Origin of the sequence: Mycobacterium sp., from assembly GCF_002863225.1 — a bacterium.
Classification (GTDB): domain Bacteria; phylum Actinomycetota; class Actinomycetes; order Mycobacteriales; family Mycobacteriaceae; genus Mycobacterium.
The window spans coordinates 1-15,066 of the sequence record NZ_PKEK01000093.1; the positions used below are offsets into that span (position 1 = coordinate 1).

Consider the following 15,066-nt stretch of genomic DNA (forward strand, 5'->3'; position numbering starts at 1 on the left):
CGACATCTCGGACTTAGCTGGACGGCCCCTGCTACTCGTCAGTAGGTTTAAAGCTTCGTCGGGAAGGGGCCATGATGCCCGGCAATCGAGATGAAGAGCGTCGGCGAGCTGGGCACGCCAGCCAGTCACCGCCAAGCATCATCATTCAATCCGCCCGCAGCGGGTTGACCGTCACCGCCGTCACGGTGGCGCATAGTCGTGTGCTGAACTTCTACGGAGTATTAGACGCCACGACATACCACCGGGTGCGTGATGCGATCCTCAAAGCTGCAGCGGACCGATGTCGGGCGGTCATCATCGATGTGACCAGACTGTCGGTTGCCGACTCGGCGCCGTGGTCGCAGTTCACCACTGCTTGCGAGCAGATCGCCGAATGGCCCGACGTCCGGATAGCGCTGGTGTGTGACAGTATCGCCGGCCAAAAAATATTGCGCCGCACTGGGATTAGCGGTCAGATTCCCGTGTACTGGAGTGTGGCGGCCGCGGTTGCCGCGCAGCCCAGTGACAATGAGCACTCCCGGCGGCAACGGCACGCCGAATCGCATCCAGAAAGCCGATGGCTTGCTGGCTGGCCAACCACTCCGCTGGAAACGCAGGCGGCCCGGTTCAGCTACGTAAGTCCGAGTTGAGGTAGCGGTACGCAGTAGCTCGTCCAATCCCGAATGCTTCGGCAAGCGCGCGCACCGGTTCGCCGGTGGCCGCCAGCCGACGCAGTTGCTCCTGGCGGTCGGCACTCAGCTTTGACGGCTTAGTGGCCGGCAGACTGCGGGATCGACGAGATTCACGCGATGCGGCGCGGCGTTCGCGGCCGAGTTCGAGCTCCAGCTCAGCCAAAGTGGCCATGATGGCGGCTACGGCGCGGCCAGTCGGGGTATCAGTGTCAATTCCTTCTCGAATGGCGCGTAGCAGGATGTGGCGATCGTTGAGGTCGGCAATGGTCCGAGTCACTTCGGCGACCGATCGGCCAAGGCGGTCAATGGCGGTGACCACAACGGTGTCGCCGGCGCGGGCATAGTCGAGCATCGCCGCCAGGCCAGGACGAGCAGGCCTCGCTGAGCCAGATAGCTTGTCGGTGAAGATGCGCGCCGGCTCGACGCCGGCGTCAGCCAGGGCCGCCAGTTGTGCGTTGAGGTCTTGGCCGGTGGTGCTGACCCGGGCGTATCCAAGAATTGCTGTCACACCCGTACCGTCTCATTGCCCTCCGACATTGAGGATATGAGACACGCGGTGTGAGACAAAATATGAGACACCGCGACTTGGAGCTTTGAAGCGGGGGAGAGGCCGTTATTCACCTGTCTCGTTTCTCTACAACCGAGACAACGGGATCAAGTTCGCTGCGCGCGCATACCATTGCGTGAATGCCGCTGCGGCTCACCAAATCTCGCAGCGTCCAAGTGCAGACGGCGGAGCTGTTGGCGGGGATAGTGCAGTGGTGAATATCGGGACGAATCGGCGTGCTCAGCTTCGTCGCCGGCCCCCTGGACTCGGACGCTCCGAGGACACGCCCCACGGAGGGACGTCGCCGTGGCACGATCGGGTGAATGCATGAGTCCACCGCGCACATACCCAGCACATGCGATGAGGAGCTGCTCTGCTGTCTGGGGCCGGGGTTTCCCGCGCTGGCGGGCAGCGATCCCGACCGTGTGGCCAGGATCCGCGATGAGGTGGCGCACGGCTTTGCGGCGCTAGGGAACGTAGCGCACGCCGTGTCGATCTTCGGCTCGGCGCGCACGCCGCCGGATCATCCGTACTACCAGCTGGCGCGCACGCTAGCCAGACGGCTGGGCACATTGGGGTTCGACGTCATCACCGGCGGCGGGCCCGGGATCATGGAGGCCGCCAACCGGGGCGCCCGCGAGGCGGGGGTGCGTTCGATCGGCCTTGTCATCGAGCTGCCGTACGAGCAGCACATGAATCCGTTCGTGGATCTCTCGCTTGAGTTCAAGTACTTTTTCGTCCGTAAGCTGATGTTGGTCCGCTACGCGTCGGCGTTCGTGGTCTTTCCGGGCGGCTTTGGAACACTCGATGAGCTGTTCGAGGCGCTCACGCTCATACAGACCCAGAAGATACGACACTTCCCCGTCGTGCTTGCGGGGTCGCAGCACTGGAGCGGACTGGAGCAGTGGATCCGCGACCGGCTGCTCGAACTGGGGATGGTCTCGGCAGACGACGTCAAGCTGCTCGTGGTCGCTGACGATCCCGACGAGATCGGCGAGATCATCGAGCGTGGGCGCCGTCGCCAGCTGCAGACACCTACTGCCCAACCGGACCGGGAGCGAAGTCAGGGAGGTCAGGAAAACCACCTGCGCTAGTGTCCTGAATAACTCGTCCAGTGCTCGTTGTGTCTAACGAGTGCGTGTTGTGTGGGGTGTAAATGGTGTTGTGGTGCAATGGGATTCTGAGGTCGGATCCGGAGTTGCTTGGATGCGCAGGGCTGGCCGGAGAGCTGGATGGAGGTCATGCTGCGATCGTCGTTCAGCGTTGCGCGCAGGCCATAGACCACAGTGGGCCATCGGCATAGGGGTCTTTGTGCCCTTACGTCATGTTCACCGGGCGACTTACGGTGTGCAGTGGTGGCTGGCCACTTGAAGCGGGTTCTGCCGAAGCCGGGGACCGCTACCTAGCGGTGGATTGTGCCGATTTTGTGTCTCACACGTAGAGGAGTTTCTGTCATGGCGGTAGCGACGAACAAGGCCTGTCTGGACGCGTGCGCGGAGTGTCAGGAGGCGTGTGAGGCGTGCGCCTACAACTGCTGCGTCGGTGACGCGAAGATGGCCGACTGCGCCCGGTTGTGTCTCGACTGCGCAGCGATTTGCGGGGCGTGTGTGACGCTGGTGTCCCGCGGGTCGAAGTGGGCGGCTCGGTTATGCCAGCTGTGCGCCGAGATTTGTGATGCGTGTGCCGCCGAGTGCGACAAGCACGACAACGATCACTGCCGCACGTGCGCGGCGGCCTGCCGCAGCTGCGCTCAGGAGTGCCGGGCGATGGCCTGATCCTCCTTCACTGAGCCGGCTTCACCGGTTGACAACGATCATCTTGGGCGGCCCCCCTGTTAACGATATCGGCGCCGATGTCGCCTGATCGGGAAAAATCGAGGTAAGGGCGCGCAGCGCCGCCCTCGCGCCGCACCTTTGCGGGAACGGCCCGTATAGCGCCACACCGACGGCACATACCGGTTACGTTCGGCGATTAGAAGGGGCGCTGGCGGGGGGCTACGCTCTCGGTCGCGGCCTGGTCTGGTATTTCTTCGCCCCATCTAATGAATACTCCTGTTGTGACAATGGGGCGGCGTTCCCATGATCAAATATGCCAATCCTGGTGGACACTGGTTGTGCGCCTTCTCTAACCCATCCACGCAGAGGTAGTACGCGTTCGAATTGTTGGGGTCCTGTACGTAGTGGATTCCGTCGACGGCGGGGCAGGTGAAGCCGACTTCCTCGGGCATGCGCGGCGGCTGCGCGTCCGCTGCGCCCGGACTTACAACGGTCACCCATCCGACGCTGGCAATGGCGGCTCCGACAGCGGCCACCTGTTTAACCTTGGGGACCATGATCATTCCTGTTCGTTTGGCAGCGGTCGGACGGACTAACATTCCGATATTCGGTGAAACACCGCAGAAATCGGCAATTGCCTTATGCCTTGTTGTCATCCGCTCACCGGTGGCACGGTGACCTGCACCGGCGCATTCCAGTTCCACACCGTCATCTGGATGGAATTGCCCGCGCTCTGAACCAGCTGGGCCTGTACCAACTGATGATCACCGTTTTCCTCGATCCACACGGTCGCGGGCAACGGCTGGGTGGCCTTCAGTTGGGGCACAAGCCCGTTCACCGCGTCAACCGGGGCCATTCCGGTGATCTTGATGGTGTCCTGTCCATTAATGGTTTCGCGTGAATCGGATTTGGGGTTGGCGATGTTGGCCAACAGGTTGGCCAGACCGGTATCCGGGTTCAGGATCAAGGAAGGGTCGTAGATATTGGCCGCGGGACCGAAGTCGTCCCACTTGCCCGCGGTCAGCGCCGCGAACAGGGTTCCGTTGTCGACCACGAACGGAGCGTCGACGTCGGAACCAGAAACCGTAATTTTGGCATCGCCCTTGGCGGCGGTGGCAGGTGATGTGGTGAGGTCGCCGGTTAGCGTCTTGACCGCCAGCCCCTTGATCTTGCCGCTCACCGACACCATCAGATGCACGCTCTTGACGTTCTTGGTGATCTGGCTGGACTGCTTGAGCAGCGTGGCCGCCTCCGGCAGCGGCGCACTGGACTTTTTAGAAGACGACGAACAGCCGCTGACCAGAGTGACGGCGATAGCCAGGGCGCCAAGAACGGCAAGGATAGGGCGACGCGGTGTCTGCATACGTGGATCGTAAATTAACAACCAGTCCGCCGAATACCTTGTGGTGCTGGTGTGACGGGTGAAGATTCCGTACTGCGGCTGCTCCACTGCAGGCATTCCCGCTTGCTGTTGGCGGGCCTCTGGTTTGCACGTGCGGCTGGCCGAATGTCGACTGCGACTGGCGACCGACTAACCAACGCCTACTACGCCGTGATGGTGGCAGCAATGGCATGGATGTTCGCGGTTGATGAGCGGCAGCCTGCCGGGCCAGATCGGTCACCCATCCCCTTACGGGCGGCGCGGCGGAGCCCTTGCCGCGCTCAACTGACTGGGGCTAGCGTCGCTGCGATGATGGCCCGAACCCGGGTCGATCGGAGGCCAGATGCCCGGTCCGCTACCTGTCTGATCCCGTGCTCGCCCGGCTGAGCAGCTGGCCGGACAAGATCGCAGACGAGGACGCGGTCCCCTACTTCACGCTCTCCGCCGGCGATCTAGCGTGGCTGGCGGCCTTCAACCGCCAGCACAACCATCTCTGCGTCGCCGTTGCTACTGTCGACGCTCCCGCAGCGCGGCCATAGCCTGACCGCCCGGGCCCGGTCGAAGCTGCCAAATAAGGCAACCGCTGCCCCACCGCAGCGCTCGTAGCCCGAACCCCATACCCCTTCAGGGTATAGCACGTCACCAACTTGTCCTGGCCGACAACGGCATCGTCATTCGGTGGCCTCAACGCGGCGATCAACGATGGCGATGGCTCGTGCGGTGTGCGCAGAATTCGACCAAGGCAACCAGCCAGCGTGTCTGCGATTTACCGCTCGCTCTTACAGTTCCAGCCCATAGTCCTGGCCCTGCTCACGATCCTGGTCGCGGCTGAGGTGCGCGTCGATGAAGCGTTGCTGCTCGATGCGCTCCTCGACGGTGGCCTGGATCGACTGCCGGTAGCCCCGCCGGCGGGTCTGCACGGCCTGGGCGCGCCGCGCGGCGAACCGCGCCACCCCGTCAGGCAGCTGGTCGCGGTTCTGGGTGTGGGCGGCGATGTCGTGGGCGGTGCGGGCTTGGTCGTCGCGGTTGGCGATGATGGTTCGCACCAGCTGGGCGGCTTGGCGGCTGGTGCCGCGGCGCGCCACGTGCACACCCACCTGCTCCTGGGCGTGTTCGTGTTCGGTTTCCCCAGCCCGCCGCTCATACAGATAGGCGTGGTTGGATTCCCGGCCGCGGGTGAGCGCCACATACAGCAGGTTGCGGCTGGTGTTTTCGCCGAGCACGGCGTGCGTGTGCTCGGCGGTGACGCCTTGGGCGGAGTGCACGGTGACCGCATAGCCGTGGGTGACATGGTCACGCAGGTAGTCGCCGGTGAAGGCGACCCGCGCCCCGTCAGAGAGCCGGCGCGCGGCAATCCGCCGGTTCTCGGGGTCGACGGCGAACACCTGCCAGCGCTGCCCGTTGCGCACCGGATCCGCGGCCTTGGCGAAGTCGGTGGCGTCATGAACCGGGTTGGTGGGGTCGTTGCGCCGGCTGAGGATCACATCCCCTTCGGCGATGCGCTGCCCGCGCGCCGCGCCGACGGTCGGCAACGCGGCATCGATCGACTCGTCGTGAATGCGGCGGTTCAGCGCATCAGCCATCTCCGTCGTGTCGCACACCAGCAGCGTGTCCTTACCCGCCGCGGTGTCGACGCGATACGCCTGCAGGGCGTCGGCGGCCATCGCGACGTCATCCCCGGTGTGCAACCGCTCGTTGTGGCGATACCAGTCCACCGCGCGCCGCACCGGGGCCGGCCCACCATCGCGCACCGCCAAAGAGGCGGAACGTTCCTGCGGGTCGCGCATCCGCCACACCTCCGACAGTGTCTGCGTCCACGGCAGATCGGCGCAGAGTTGAGCGAACATCCCCCCGCGGGCCTTCACCGGGGCCAGTTGGTGGGCGTCACCGACCAGCACCGCCTTAACGCCTGCCTTCGTCGTCGCCGCCAGGAGTTGGCGTAGATCGTCGGTGCCGATCATGGCGGCCTCATCGACGATCACCACGGCGGGCCGGCGCAACGACAACGTTCCTTCCCGTAACGCTTTCACGGCTTTGGCGACGGTGTAGCCGACATCGCCGGCGCCCTCGCGGATGGCGACATCGACAGCTTTACCGGTCGGGGCCACCACAATCACCTGCCCCCGAAACCGGCGCGCCGCACGGGCCAGCGCGCGCAGCGAGGTGGTCTTGCCCGCCCCGGCCGGCGCTGAGAGCGGGCACACCAGCCACGGCGACCCCGCAACGCTGCACACCGCGCGCTGCTGATCGGGTGACAGCCCGGCGGCATCGTGTTCGTTGACCCAAATCTGGGCCCGCACATCCTGAGCGTCCACCAGATCCAGCACGCCTTGTTCCTCAGCCAGAAACGCTTCCAGGGTGAACCGGTCATGACCTTCGCGCTGATGCGCCAACCGGGGCGCATTGACCCGCACACCGAGTGCGTCGACGGCGGCCTCCACCATCTCCCGCGGGGCCCGGTCGGTGTCCACCGGCAGCTGCGCGCCGATCACCTCCACCAGATCGGCGCGGGTGAAGGTGGCCTTGTCCATCGCCTCGGCCGCACCCAGCAGCCGGCGCCGATCCAACGGCGCCCTCGACGCCGCGCTCCACGCCTTCCGCGCCGCCCGCGCCTGGGTGTAAGCGTCCCGATCAAACCGCAGACCGCGCGCATCCGCGCGCCAGTCCTGGACCAGCTGCGCCCACGCCAACTGTTCGGGTTTGTGCGGGCGAGTGGCCTTTTGCGCGGCCGCCAACTGCGCCGCCGACAACCCTGTGGCCGCGTCGACGACAACCAGATTGTTCGCCGCCCACTCCCGCAACGCCGAGGAGCGTTGCGACCACGCGGTGATGGTTTTCGGGTCGATGCCGGCGATCTCAGCCATCCCCGTTCCCGGGTCCACTGCCGCCCACTCCAACCCCAACGAGCGGTGCAGCTCGCGGCGCAGCGTGGCCTGATAGATCACCCCGGCCGCTTTGGCTTCGTGAAACAGCGACGTGCCATCCACCGACACCAGTTTCCCGTCGCCGCGGGCCTGCCGATTGGGCACCAGCACATGGGTGTGCAGGTGCGGATCCCCCGCCCGGCTGGTCTCATGCTGATACGCCACCGCGACTAATCCCGGCAACCGAACGAGGTCTTTCTCCCCGGTGGCCGGGTTGTGTACCCGGCTGTAGCCGGCATGCGCGACGAGGTACTCCAGCGCCTCCGATATGGCGGTGGTGTGGGCGTCAAGAACGGCTTTCTCCGACACCTCCTCATCACGCAACACGCGAAACAACGACACCGACTTGGGCGCGCAAAACGTCAAATCAAACCCATGCACACTGCCCTTGCCGAACCCGCGACCGCACACCCCGTTCGGTGCGGCGCCGTCATCGAGCCAGCGCGCCACCACCTCTGGATCAGCGTCCCCGCCGGCACGCTCAACATCACTTAACCCGACCAGTTCGGCGGCTTTGTGGGTGTCGCCGGCGCACACCCACACCGGGGTGCGGGTGTCGTGCTCGCCGTAATACTCACCCAACCCACCACCCGCCTGCTGCAAATCCTTCGCGGCCCGACCCGCGGCGCGGGCGGTGTCGTTGTAGTAGTTGACCGACCACCGCGAGAGCTTCGCAATCGTCAACATGGCTCACCACCCCAGTCGCGCCGGCCGCCGCCAGGCGGCCCCTCAGCTGGCACACAAAAGTGTGCCAGCAGCCAACCTCGCACACCCTTGTGCAAATGTGCCCTAGCGACACGCGGTTGTAGGGAAAGGTTTGCTAAACGGAGGGTCCGGCAGGGGCGGTGGGAAGCCCAGGTGTGCAGGGGATTTGACGGAAAAGCGGGTGGGATAAACCTGCGGAAGGGTTGGATAGCAGAGGTGGCGGTGGACGACGACGAGGAGCTGGCGGCGCTGTGGCGGCGCGTCGACGAACTCTCCGCCGACCTGCCGCCCGCCGATCAGCGCGCGGTCCGCAACACCATCGCCACCAACGTCCTAGACGGCCACCTCCCCGACGCCCAGGAGATCGCCCGCCTGGTCGCGTTCGCCGCCGGACAGATCAGCGCCGCCGACTACCTCACCGCCGTTACCCGCGCCGCCCACGCCCGACAGTGCTAAGCACACCTAACAACCGGATTTCCCGACCATAGTTAGGTCGGCTAAGACGACGGGAGTGGGCATCCGGCCGTGGCCTTATCCGGGACGCGCCGACACCTCCCCCGACGCCCGGGTTGGGCAGCACAGGTGGACGATGGGAACGCCGTACCGTGCGCGTCGAAACGAGGCACACCGATGAACTACAAGACGGCACTGACCGAGCTGTTGGTGCGCCGCGCCCAACCCGGTAGTGAACGCGTGCTCGACTGGCTGGTCTACGGGACCCCGCCGCCGCGGCTGCCGGATTTGGACGTGGTGTGCTGGGATCACCACGGCAGGCCGACCCTGAGCGGCGACGGGACCGACCGCTGCTAGTGGCGCGGCCCGGGCCCGCGTCAATGCGCGCGGGCCGCAGCCACCGCGGCCGCCACTCGCACCGCCTCGTAGGCGGCGACATGGGTGCGTTTGCGCGCCGCCGCGCACGCGGCGTCGGCCGCGGCGGCGCGGGCCGCGGCATGCCCGGCACCGTCGAGCGCGGCGCGGCCGACCGCGCGGGCGCGCTGGTGCTCGACGTGGGCGGCGCGCTGCGCGACCAGGTGCGCCCGGTGCGCGGCCAGGTGCGCGGCTTCCCGGGCTTCGTCGAGGGCGGCCGGGCGCTGGTCGAGGCGCTCAGCGCCGTGCCAGGCCAGCATCGCGCCCAACAGCCCGATCGGCTTATGCGGGCAATCCGGGATCCGCCGCCCGCTCACCCCGGCCCAGTCACCGATCAGCGCGTTGACATCCCGTGGACTCCAGCCGTGCGCGGCGGGGCCGGCCAGGATCGCCGCCCAGGCCGCCGCGCTGTGCCGGCGCGCCCACGGCGGGGCATGCGGGTCAGCGCGCCAGGCCCGCGCCAGCGCGGCCCCCTCGGCGTCTGGTGCTCGGCGGCGCGTAGCGCCGTCTTGCCGGCGGCCCGCAGGGCTGCCGGTGTCGGTAGTAACCACATTGGTAGGTGAGTGTTTATCCCTAACGGGACCGCTACGCGGGTGGGGTGACAGCGAAGACACCAGCCGGGTGAGCTGGGGGTTGTCGTGCAGCGCCCACACACTGGCCCAGCCGCGCCCCCGGTCCCCGACCCGCCAGGACGCCAGCCGTTCGGTGCGAGTGCGTTGCCGGCCGCGCAGCACCTCAGTGGCCACCCCCAACAGCCGCAGCACCGTGTCGGCGCGCTGCACGGTACGCACGCTGTAGCCGGTATCGGCGGCCAGCCGCTCATTCGACGGCCGGCAATTCCGCCCGGTGCCGTGATCGGCATAGCCCGCGCGGGCCGCAGCGATCGCCAGCAGCGCGTGGCGGCTGATCGGGTTACCCGGCATCAACGGGCGCACCGCGGTGTCGTAGCGGCAGTCATAGGCCACCGCAACCGTGAAGGTGGCCCAGCGCTGCATCCGCCCGGTCCAACACGGCACCCCGGCGTACGGGGCGTCGCCGAGCTCAAGCACAATCGCCGCGACAGCCGCCGCCTCCGAGCGTCGGCGCCGCTCATGGGCAGCAGCCGACAACCGCCCCACCCACGGCCGCGTACACACCACACCACGACGCGGCCGCAACGAAGAACACCCGCGATACAGCGGTGAAGCAATTTCAGAAATGTCACGGCGCGCGTCATCTGGAACTGCAGACAGGTATGCGCTACCGTGAGACGAGTCCACCAAGACACGTCCCTTCGGGGAAGCGGAAACCCTCGGCCTGCCAGCCGGGGGTTTCGCCGTTTATTGACTTGTCACATCTGCTTCGACGTCAAGCCGGTGAAAGCACAAAACAGTTTTGACGTCGGGTCGCTTGTGTCACATCGCCAGCGGCAGAACCTCCTTATGGAGTTCGCGGATGAGGTCTGGGCGGCCGACGTGCTCCGCCAACAGGTCGGCTACGTATTGACTGACTGACGTCCCGGCCTCGGAGGCCAAGGCATGCACAGCGTCCCAAACTTCGCGTACTGGCCGACTCTGCAACAACATTCGGTCGCCCTTGTGCTCACGACCTGGTTTGCCATGACTCATGCCAAGAAGCCTTGCACCGCGTCGGCGAAATCTGATTTACGACACGCCGCTGAATGTGATCTTTTCGTGATCAACCGCGCGCAGGAGGATCTCGACGCCACCCCAAAAGCCGTAAGACGATATCCGCGCGCTAAGGGGGACTGTCGCAGTAACGGCGTAAGTGGCCTAACGGCCCCCGGTGTGTCGGGGGCGGGAAGGTCCGAAGATGACCGAGACTCTCATGGCTGTGACGTCATTGGAGAACGCTGATACTGATGCCGCTGCGGCGGCGATCGAAGTCCCTGTAGGTCGTGAGGTCGACGAGCTCGAAGTCGCCCGCGAGTTGGTGCGCCAGGCCCGTGATGCCGGGGTGGCGTTGACCGGCCCGGACGGGTTGCTCAAGGCCATCACTAAGACGGTGATCGAAACCGCCTTGGATGAGGAGCTTTCCGAGCACCTCGGCTATGACCGGCACGATCGGCAAGGGCATGGAAGTGGCAACTCTCGCAACGGAATTCGCGCTAAGACCGTGTTGACCGATGTGTGCGGTTCGGTGGAGCTCGAGGTGCCGCGCGATCGGGCGGGTACCTTCGAGCCCCAATTGGTCAAAAAGCGCCAACGCCGCCTGACCGACGTCGATGAGGTGGTCTTGTCGCTGTATGCGCGCGGGTTGACCACCGGGGAGATCAGCGCCCATTTCGCCGACATCTACGGCGCCGCGGTGTCCAAGGACACCATCAGCCGCATCACCGACCGGGTGATTGAGGAGATGACTGCCTGGCATACCCGGCCCTTGGAACGCGTCTACGCCGCGGTGTTCATCGACGCCCTGCACGTCAAGATCCGTGACGGCCAGGTCGGCCCCAGGCCCGTCTACGCCGCCATTGGGGTGGACCTGGCCGGGCACCGCGATGTGCTCGGGATGTGGGCCGGCGAAGGCGACGGGGAGTCGGCCAAGTACTGGCTGGCCGTGCTCACCGAGCTGCGCAACCGCGGGGTCGCCGACATCTTCTTCCTGGTCTGCGACGGGCTCAAAGGCCTGCCGGCTTCGGTCAACGCCGTCTTCGCCGACACCATCGTGCAGACCTGCATCATCCATCTGATCCGAGGCACATTCCGCTACGCCGGGCGCCAGCACCGCGACGCGATCGCCAAGGCCATCAAACCGATCTACACCGCAGTCAATGCCGCCGCCGCCAAGGAGGCACTCGATGCCTTCGACGCCGAGTGGGGACACCGGTATCCGGCGGCAATTCGGTTGTGGCGCAACGCCTGGGAGGAGTTCATCCCATTCCTGGACTACGACAACGAGATAAGGAAGGTGATCTGTTCGACCAATGCCATCGAATCATTGAACGCCCGCTACCGCCGCGCGATCCGAGCGCGCGGGCATTTTCCCACCGAGCAGGCAGCGTTGAAATGCCTATACTTAGTCACCCGGTCGCTGGACCCGACCGGGACCGGCCAGAAGCGATGGACCATGCGCTGGAAACCAGCACTGAACGCCTTCGCGATCACCTTCGCCGACCGAATCCCGGCCAGCGAGAACAACTAACCGAAGATGCCACTTACACCGTTAATCTGACGGACCCCGCTAAGGGGTGGTGTGGGCTATCATCGATGGTGTCTGCGGCAATAGCTGCAGGAAGTGAGCCCGAGACCCGGCCGGACGACCGCGGCGCTCGGGCTTCGCGCTTTTATCTGGTGGGTTTAGACCGTCTGCACCGTAATGACAGGTCGGATGTGAGACCGCCAGTGGCCGCCCTTCGCCCAACACCAGGCGAAGGCATCTGGGATACCGAGTAAGTGTTCTGTGGCCGCTCGCCGGTGCTCGTAGCGCATTGTGGCCTCGCGGCCGGCAGCACGGACAGCGCGGTAGAGCAGCCGACGATCGGATTGCACGAGGGTCTCGTCCTGGTCTAAGACGATCAAGGTCTCGACGTCGCTGGTGGCCAGGTCGTTTACGAGCGCGGATAGACAAGCGGCCCGCGCAAGCATCTGAGTGCGGTGTCGTCGGCCCGCGTCGTAAACCGTCGCGCGAAGATCTGCGGCGGCGAGTGCCTTCGCGATGGCCTCTTTGCGACCGTCCGCCTCGTCTTTCATGTGAAGGTGATGCTGGCCCGGCTTGAGAAGGTCCTGAACGACAGCACGAGCCGAAGCCAAATCGGCTCCCAACACGACGGCGGCCACCATCAGGTAGTCGCGGTGTTTGGTCTCATCGACGTAGATGTGGCGAGCGGTCACGACATGCTCCGGTCATCCGCGAGCTGCGCCGCGCGGCCTTATCTGGATTACGGCGTTGAGCCGGTCGTGGAAATGGTGCGTTTCTACCTTCACACCGATTCTCGGGCTGTACCCGGGCAGTTCACAGGTTCCGCTGGATAACCGGCGTCCATGCGAGCAATTGAACGTGTCGATGCGCATGCCGGAGACGTTAGTGAGCAAGGGTGCAGACGCCCGTGATTACCGGGCGTTGCTGGGATGAGCAGGGATTTTATGGCTCGAAGTGCGAACGGAAGCCTTGGAGCCAATCCGCGCGCGCAAAGCTGTTGAGATAAGCCGGAACCCATACCTCGGCGTCGGCGGGACCGTCTGCATCGCCGCTAGCCACCCGCTCCTGGGCTTCAAGGTAGCCAGCCACGTGCATGTCATCGGGCTGTGAAAAGGCGGATTGCATCGTGGCGAGGTTGGCCTTGAAGTCTTGGTAGGCGACGCGGCGTTCGTCGTCGGTGGCGTAGTCGTCGCCATATCTGTCCAGCCATGCTGTCCAGTGTTCGACGGAACCCGGTTGCGGCGGCTTGGCGGCCGGCGGCGTGTTCGCGGTCATGGTTCCACGGTATTGACTCCTTCTGACATTCGTTTGCCTTCGCAGCATGCCCTTCCTCGTAGTGGCCGCTCTTGTGCGTGGTGGTGCTGGCTGTCAAGGCTCGACCTTGGTCGACCGCGTAGCGGCGTGGCCTTGACAGCCAGCACCACCACGTTCACCACAATTGGCGGCGAGGAAGGGCATGGCACCTCACACTTCAGGGCATGCGGTCGTGGTGGTCTGGCCTGGGGATGCCGGCGCCGTCGAGATAGGTGTTGATGGCGTCGTCGACGGTGTCGGTGATGACATATCCGCGGGCTTTGATCCATTCGAGCCGGGCCAGTGTTCCTGAGTGCAGCTGTGTAGCGAACGGGCTTTTCGCTTTGCGATGTCGGGCTTTCAGCCGCACCGCTGGCTCGGCCGACTCGTTTGTCTCGTCGGGGGTCGGCGTCGGTGCGGGCGGAATCTCGTTGTCGTGCTGCGACGGCCGATTGACTGCTGCTGCTGTCGGTGCCGCGGGAGCTTCTTCGGCTTTGACTCGGGCGGCCTGTGCCCGACGCTCCGCGCGAGACAAGGGTTTGGTAGACCCGACCTGCAAGCCGGTGGGGGTCGATGCTGCGTTCATGCTGCTTGCCGCCTGGCCGCAAGACGTTCGGCGACCTCTCGGTATGCCACTGCCGCTGTGCTTTTCGGGGCGTGTACGTGGACGGGGACGCGCTTTCCCTTGGCTTCGACCACTCGCACGGTATGCGGAATTTCACCCAGGTATGCCCCGCCGGCATCCCACTCCCCCCAATCGGCGCGGAGTTGCTTTCGGACGTCCTTGCTGGCCTTCGGATTACCGTCGAAATCGGCCAACAGCACGTATCGGATTTCCAGGTCCGGGTTGAGCGTCTCCTGAACATCGAGTATCGAGTTGCCGAGTTCCACCAGGCCGTCGACTTCATCGGGCCCCGCCTTGAGGACCGCCAGGACGTAATCGGCGGCCGCCAGCGCCGCTGTGGTTAACTCCCCCAATGCTGGCGGGCAGTCCATAAGCACGAAGTCATAGCCGTCGATGTCGTCGAGCTGTCGCGCTAGCCGCAGCTGGCCCCCTGATCCGAGTCCGGTGCGCTCGAGTTCCTTGAGCGCGAGATGACCGGGCGCAACATCGATGCCGAACTCGCTAGGCCGGACGACCTTCGCCAGCGGGACGCGCATCGCCCTGTCCGGGTGCAGTACCTCGTACATCGACGCATCGTCGGCGCCGAGCTCGACACCGAGGCCTTTCGTACTGTGGGCCTGTTGGTCCATGTCGATCACAAGGACACGGAATCCCATCGCGGCGAGATTTGCGCCGAGGTTAATGGTCGTGGTCGTCTTGCCCACGCCGCCTTTTTGCAGTGCCACAGCCACGATTTCACACCGCTCACCTGCGGAAACATTCATAACACAAAGCTTACCGCTTACTAGAAAACATGTCTACATGTTTTCTTACATGTAGACATGTTTTCTTACATGATTGAGGTGTGCCGCGCGATGCGGTGACGACGAAGATTCCGGTCGTCCCGATAACGAAAGGTTTTTGGGAGTCCATCCTAGGATGCGGCTGATCGGGGGGTTCGCCCGCGGTCGCGGCCATGTCGGCGATGCTGCTGTCCTAAATACCCCATGATGCTTAATTGTTCATAAAGTGAAGGTCCGACATCTCGGACTTAGCTGGACGGCCCCTGCTACTCGTCAGTAGGTTTAAAGCTTCGTCGGGAAGGGGCCATGATGCCCGGCAATCGAGATGAAGAGCGTCGGCGAGCTGGGCACGCCAGCC

Annotated in this window: 14 protein-coding genes; 6 read left to right on the forward strand and 8 right to left on the reverse strand. The window is 65.0% G+C overall.

From position 1 onward, the window contains the following. Positions 1-74 precede the first annotated feature (74 nt). Positions 75-629 (forward strand): STAS domain-containing protein, encoded by a 555-nt coding sequence (locus CYU59_RS29100; protein WP_363115328.1) that lies wholly within the window; start codon positions 75-77, stop codon positions 627-629. On the opposite strand, the gene CYU59_RS25885 is transcribed toward CYU59_RS29100, so the two are convergent. Continuing rightward, positions 607-1,179, reverse strand: a complete 573-nt coding sequence (locus CYU59_RS25885) for a recombinase family protein (protein ID WP_293004146.1) — start codon at positions 1,177-1,179, stop codon at positions 607-609. The two genes, CYU59_RS29100 and CYU59_RS25885, sit on opposite strands and share 23 nt — an antisense overlap. A gap of 362 nt (positions 1,180-1,541) precedes the next feature. Between CYU59_RS25885 and CYU59_RS25890 the strand changes: the two genes are divergently transcribed. Beyond that, positions 1,542-2,312, forward strand: a complete 771-nt coding sequence (locus tag CYU59_RS25890; protein WP_293004147.1) for a TIGR00730 family Rossman fold protein — start codon at positions 1,542-1,544, stop codon at positions 2,310-2,312. A gap of 459 nt (positions 2,313-2,771) precedes the next feature. After that, positions 2,772-2,993, forward strand: a complete 222-nt coding sequence (locus CYU59_RS25895; protein ID WP_293004157.1) for a four-helix bundle copper-binding protein — start codon at positions 2,772-2,774, stop codon at positions 2,991-2,993. Between the two features lie 652 nt (positions 2,994-3,645). Here the strand turns inward: CYU59_RS25895 and CYU59_RS25900 are convergent. Both CYU59_RS25900 and mobF read right to left on the reverse strand, forming a co-directional pair. Next, complete coding sequence (locus tag CYU59_RS25900) at positions 3,646-4,356, reverse strand: LppX_LprAFG lipoprotein (protein ID WP_293004158.1); 711 nt, start codon at positions 4,354-4,356, stop codon at positions 3,646-3,648. Positions 4,357-5,153: 797 nt separating this feature from the next. Then, a complete protein-coding gene (gene mobF, locus CYU59_RS25905) occupies positions 5,154-7,985 on the reverse strand; it encodes a MobF family relaxase (protein ID WP_293004148.1) in 2,832 nt (943 codons plus the stop codon). 234 nt (positions 7,986-8,219) lie between these two features. Between mobF and CYU59_RS25910 the strand changes: the two genes are divergently transcribed. Together CYU59_RS25910 and CYU59_RS25915 are read left to right on the forward strand one after the other, a co-directional pair. After that, positions 8,220-8,459: a hypothetical protein gene (locus CYU59_RS25910; RefSeq protein ID WP_293004149.1), complete on the forward strand. Its 240-nt coding sequence runs from the start codon at positions 8,220-8,222 to the stop codon at positions 8,457-8,459. 174 nt (positions 8,460-8,633) lie between these two features. Continuing rightward, positions 8,634-8,813, forward strand: a complete 180-nt coding sequence (locus tag CYU59_RS25915; protein WP_293004150.1) for a hypothetical protein — start codon at positions 8,634-8,636, stop codon at positions 8,811-8,813. Positions 8,814-8,833: 20 nt separating this feature from the next. Here the strand turns inward: CYU59_RS25915 and CYU59_RS25920 are convergent, their stop codons facing one another. Next, positions 8,834-9,979, reverse strand: coding sequence for a helix-turn-helix domain-containing protein (locus CYU59_RS25920; protein WP_293004151.1), 1,146 nt, complete (start codon positions 9,977-9,979; stop codon positions 8,834-8,836). 703 nt (positions 9,980-10,682) lie between these two features. Between CYU59_RS25920 and CYU59_RS25925 the strand changes: the two genes are divergently transcribed. Then, positions 10,683-12,011 carry an IS256 family transposase gene (locus tag CYU59_RS25925; RefSeq protein ID WP_293004152.1) on the forward strand — a complete coding sequence of 443 codons (1,329 nt, stop codon included), beginning with the start codon at positions 10,683-10,685 and terminating at the stop codon, positions 12,009-12,011. 155 nt (positions 12,012-12,166) lie between these two features. Here CYU59_RS25925 and CYU59_RS25930 read toward each other — a convergent pair whose 3' ends face one another. From CYU59_RS25930 to CYU59_RS25945, 4 genes are all read right to left on the reverse strand, one after another. Further along, a complete protein-coding gene (locus CYU59_RS25930) occupies positions 12,167-12,700 on the reverse strand; it encodes a hypothetical protein (RefSeq protein ID WP_293004153.1) in 534 nt (177 codons plus the stop codon). Between the two features lie 250 nt (positions 12,701-12,950). Beyond that, on the reverse strand, positions 12,951-13,283 hold the full coding sequence (locus CYU59_RS25935; RefSeq protein WP_293004154.1) for a hypothetical protein: 333 nt from the start codon (positions 13,281-13,283) through the stop codon (positions 12,951-12,953). Positions 13,284-13,479: 196 nt separating this feature from the next. Next, positions 13,480-13,887, reverse strand: a complete 408-nt coding sequence (locus CYU59_RS25940) for a hypothetical protein (RefSeq protein WP_293004155.1) — start codon at positions 13,885-13,887, stop codon at positions 13,480-13,482. Beyond that, positions 13,884-14,690 (reverse strand): ParA family protein, encoded by an 807-nt coding sequence (locus CYU59_RS25945; protein WP_293004156.1) that lies wholly within the window; start codon positions 14,688-14,690, stop codon positions 13,884-13,886. Before CYU59_RS25945 ends, CYU59_RS25940 begins: the two co-directional genes overlap by 4 nt. Positions 14,691-15,066: the final 376 nt, after the last annotated feature.

What these genes read in the sequence shown, in the direction of transcription:
- CYU59_RS29100 (WP_363115328.1), top strand. Translation starts at nt 75, where the DNA reads ATGCCCGGCAATCGAGATGAAGAGCGTCGGCGAGCTGGGCACGCCAGC.
- CYU59_RS25890 (WP_293004147.1), top strand. Translation starts at nt 1,542, where the DNA reads ATGCATGAGTCCACCGCGCACATACCCAGCACATGCGATGAGGAGCTG.
- CYU59_RS25895 (WP_293004157.1), top strand. Translation starts at nt 2,772, where the DNA reads ATGGCCGACTGCGCCCGGTTGTGTCTCGACTGCGCAGCGATTTGCGGG.
- CYU59_RS25900 (WP_293004158.1), bottom strand. Translation starts at nt 4,356, where the DNA reads ATGCAGACACCGCGTCGCCCTATCCTTGCCGTTCTTGGCGCCCTGGCT.
- mobF (WP_293004148.1), bottom strand. Translation starts at nt 7,985, where the DNA reads ATGTTGACGATTGCGAAGCTCTCGCGGTGGTCGGTCAACTACTACAAC.
- CYU59_RS25915 (WP_293004150.1), top strand. Translation starts at nt 8,634, where the DNA reads ATGAACTACAAGACGGCACTGACCGAGCTGTTGGTGCGCCGCGCCCAA.
- CYU59_RS25925 (WP_293004152.1), top strand. Translation starts at nt 10,683, where the DNA reads ATGACCGAGACTCTCATGGCTGTGACGTCATTGGAGAACGCTGATACT.
- CYU59_RS25935 (WP_293004154.1), bottom strand. Translation starts at nt 13,283, where the DNA reads ATGACCGCGAACACGCCGCCGGCCGCCAAGCCGCCGCAACCGGGTTCC.
- CYU59_RS25940 (WP_293004155.1), bottom strand. Translation starts at nt 13,887, where the DNA reads ATGAACGCAGCATCGACCCCCACCGGCTTGCAGGTCGGGTCTACCAAA.
- CYU59_RS25945 (WP_293004156.1), bottom strand. Translation starts at nt 14,690, where the DNA reads ATGAATGTTTCCGCAGGTGAGCGGTGTGAAATCGTGGCTGTGGCACTG.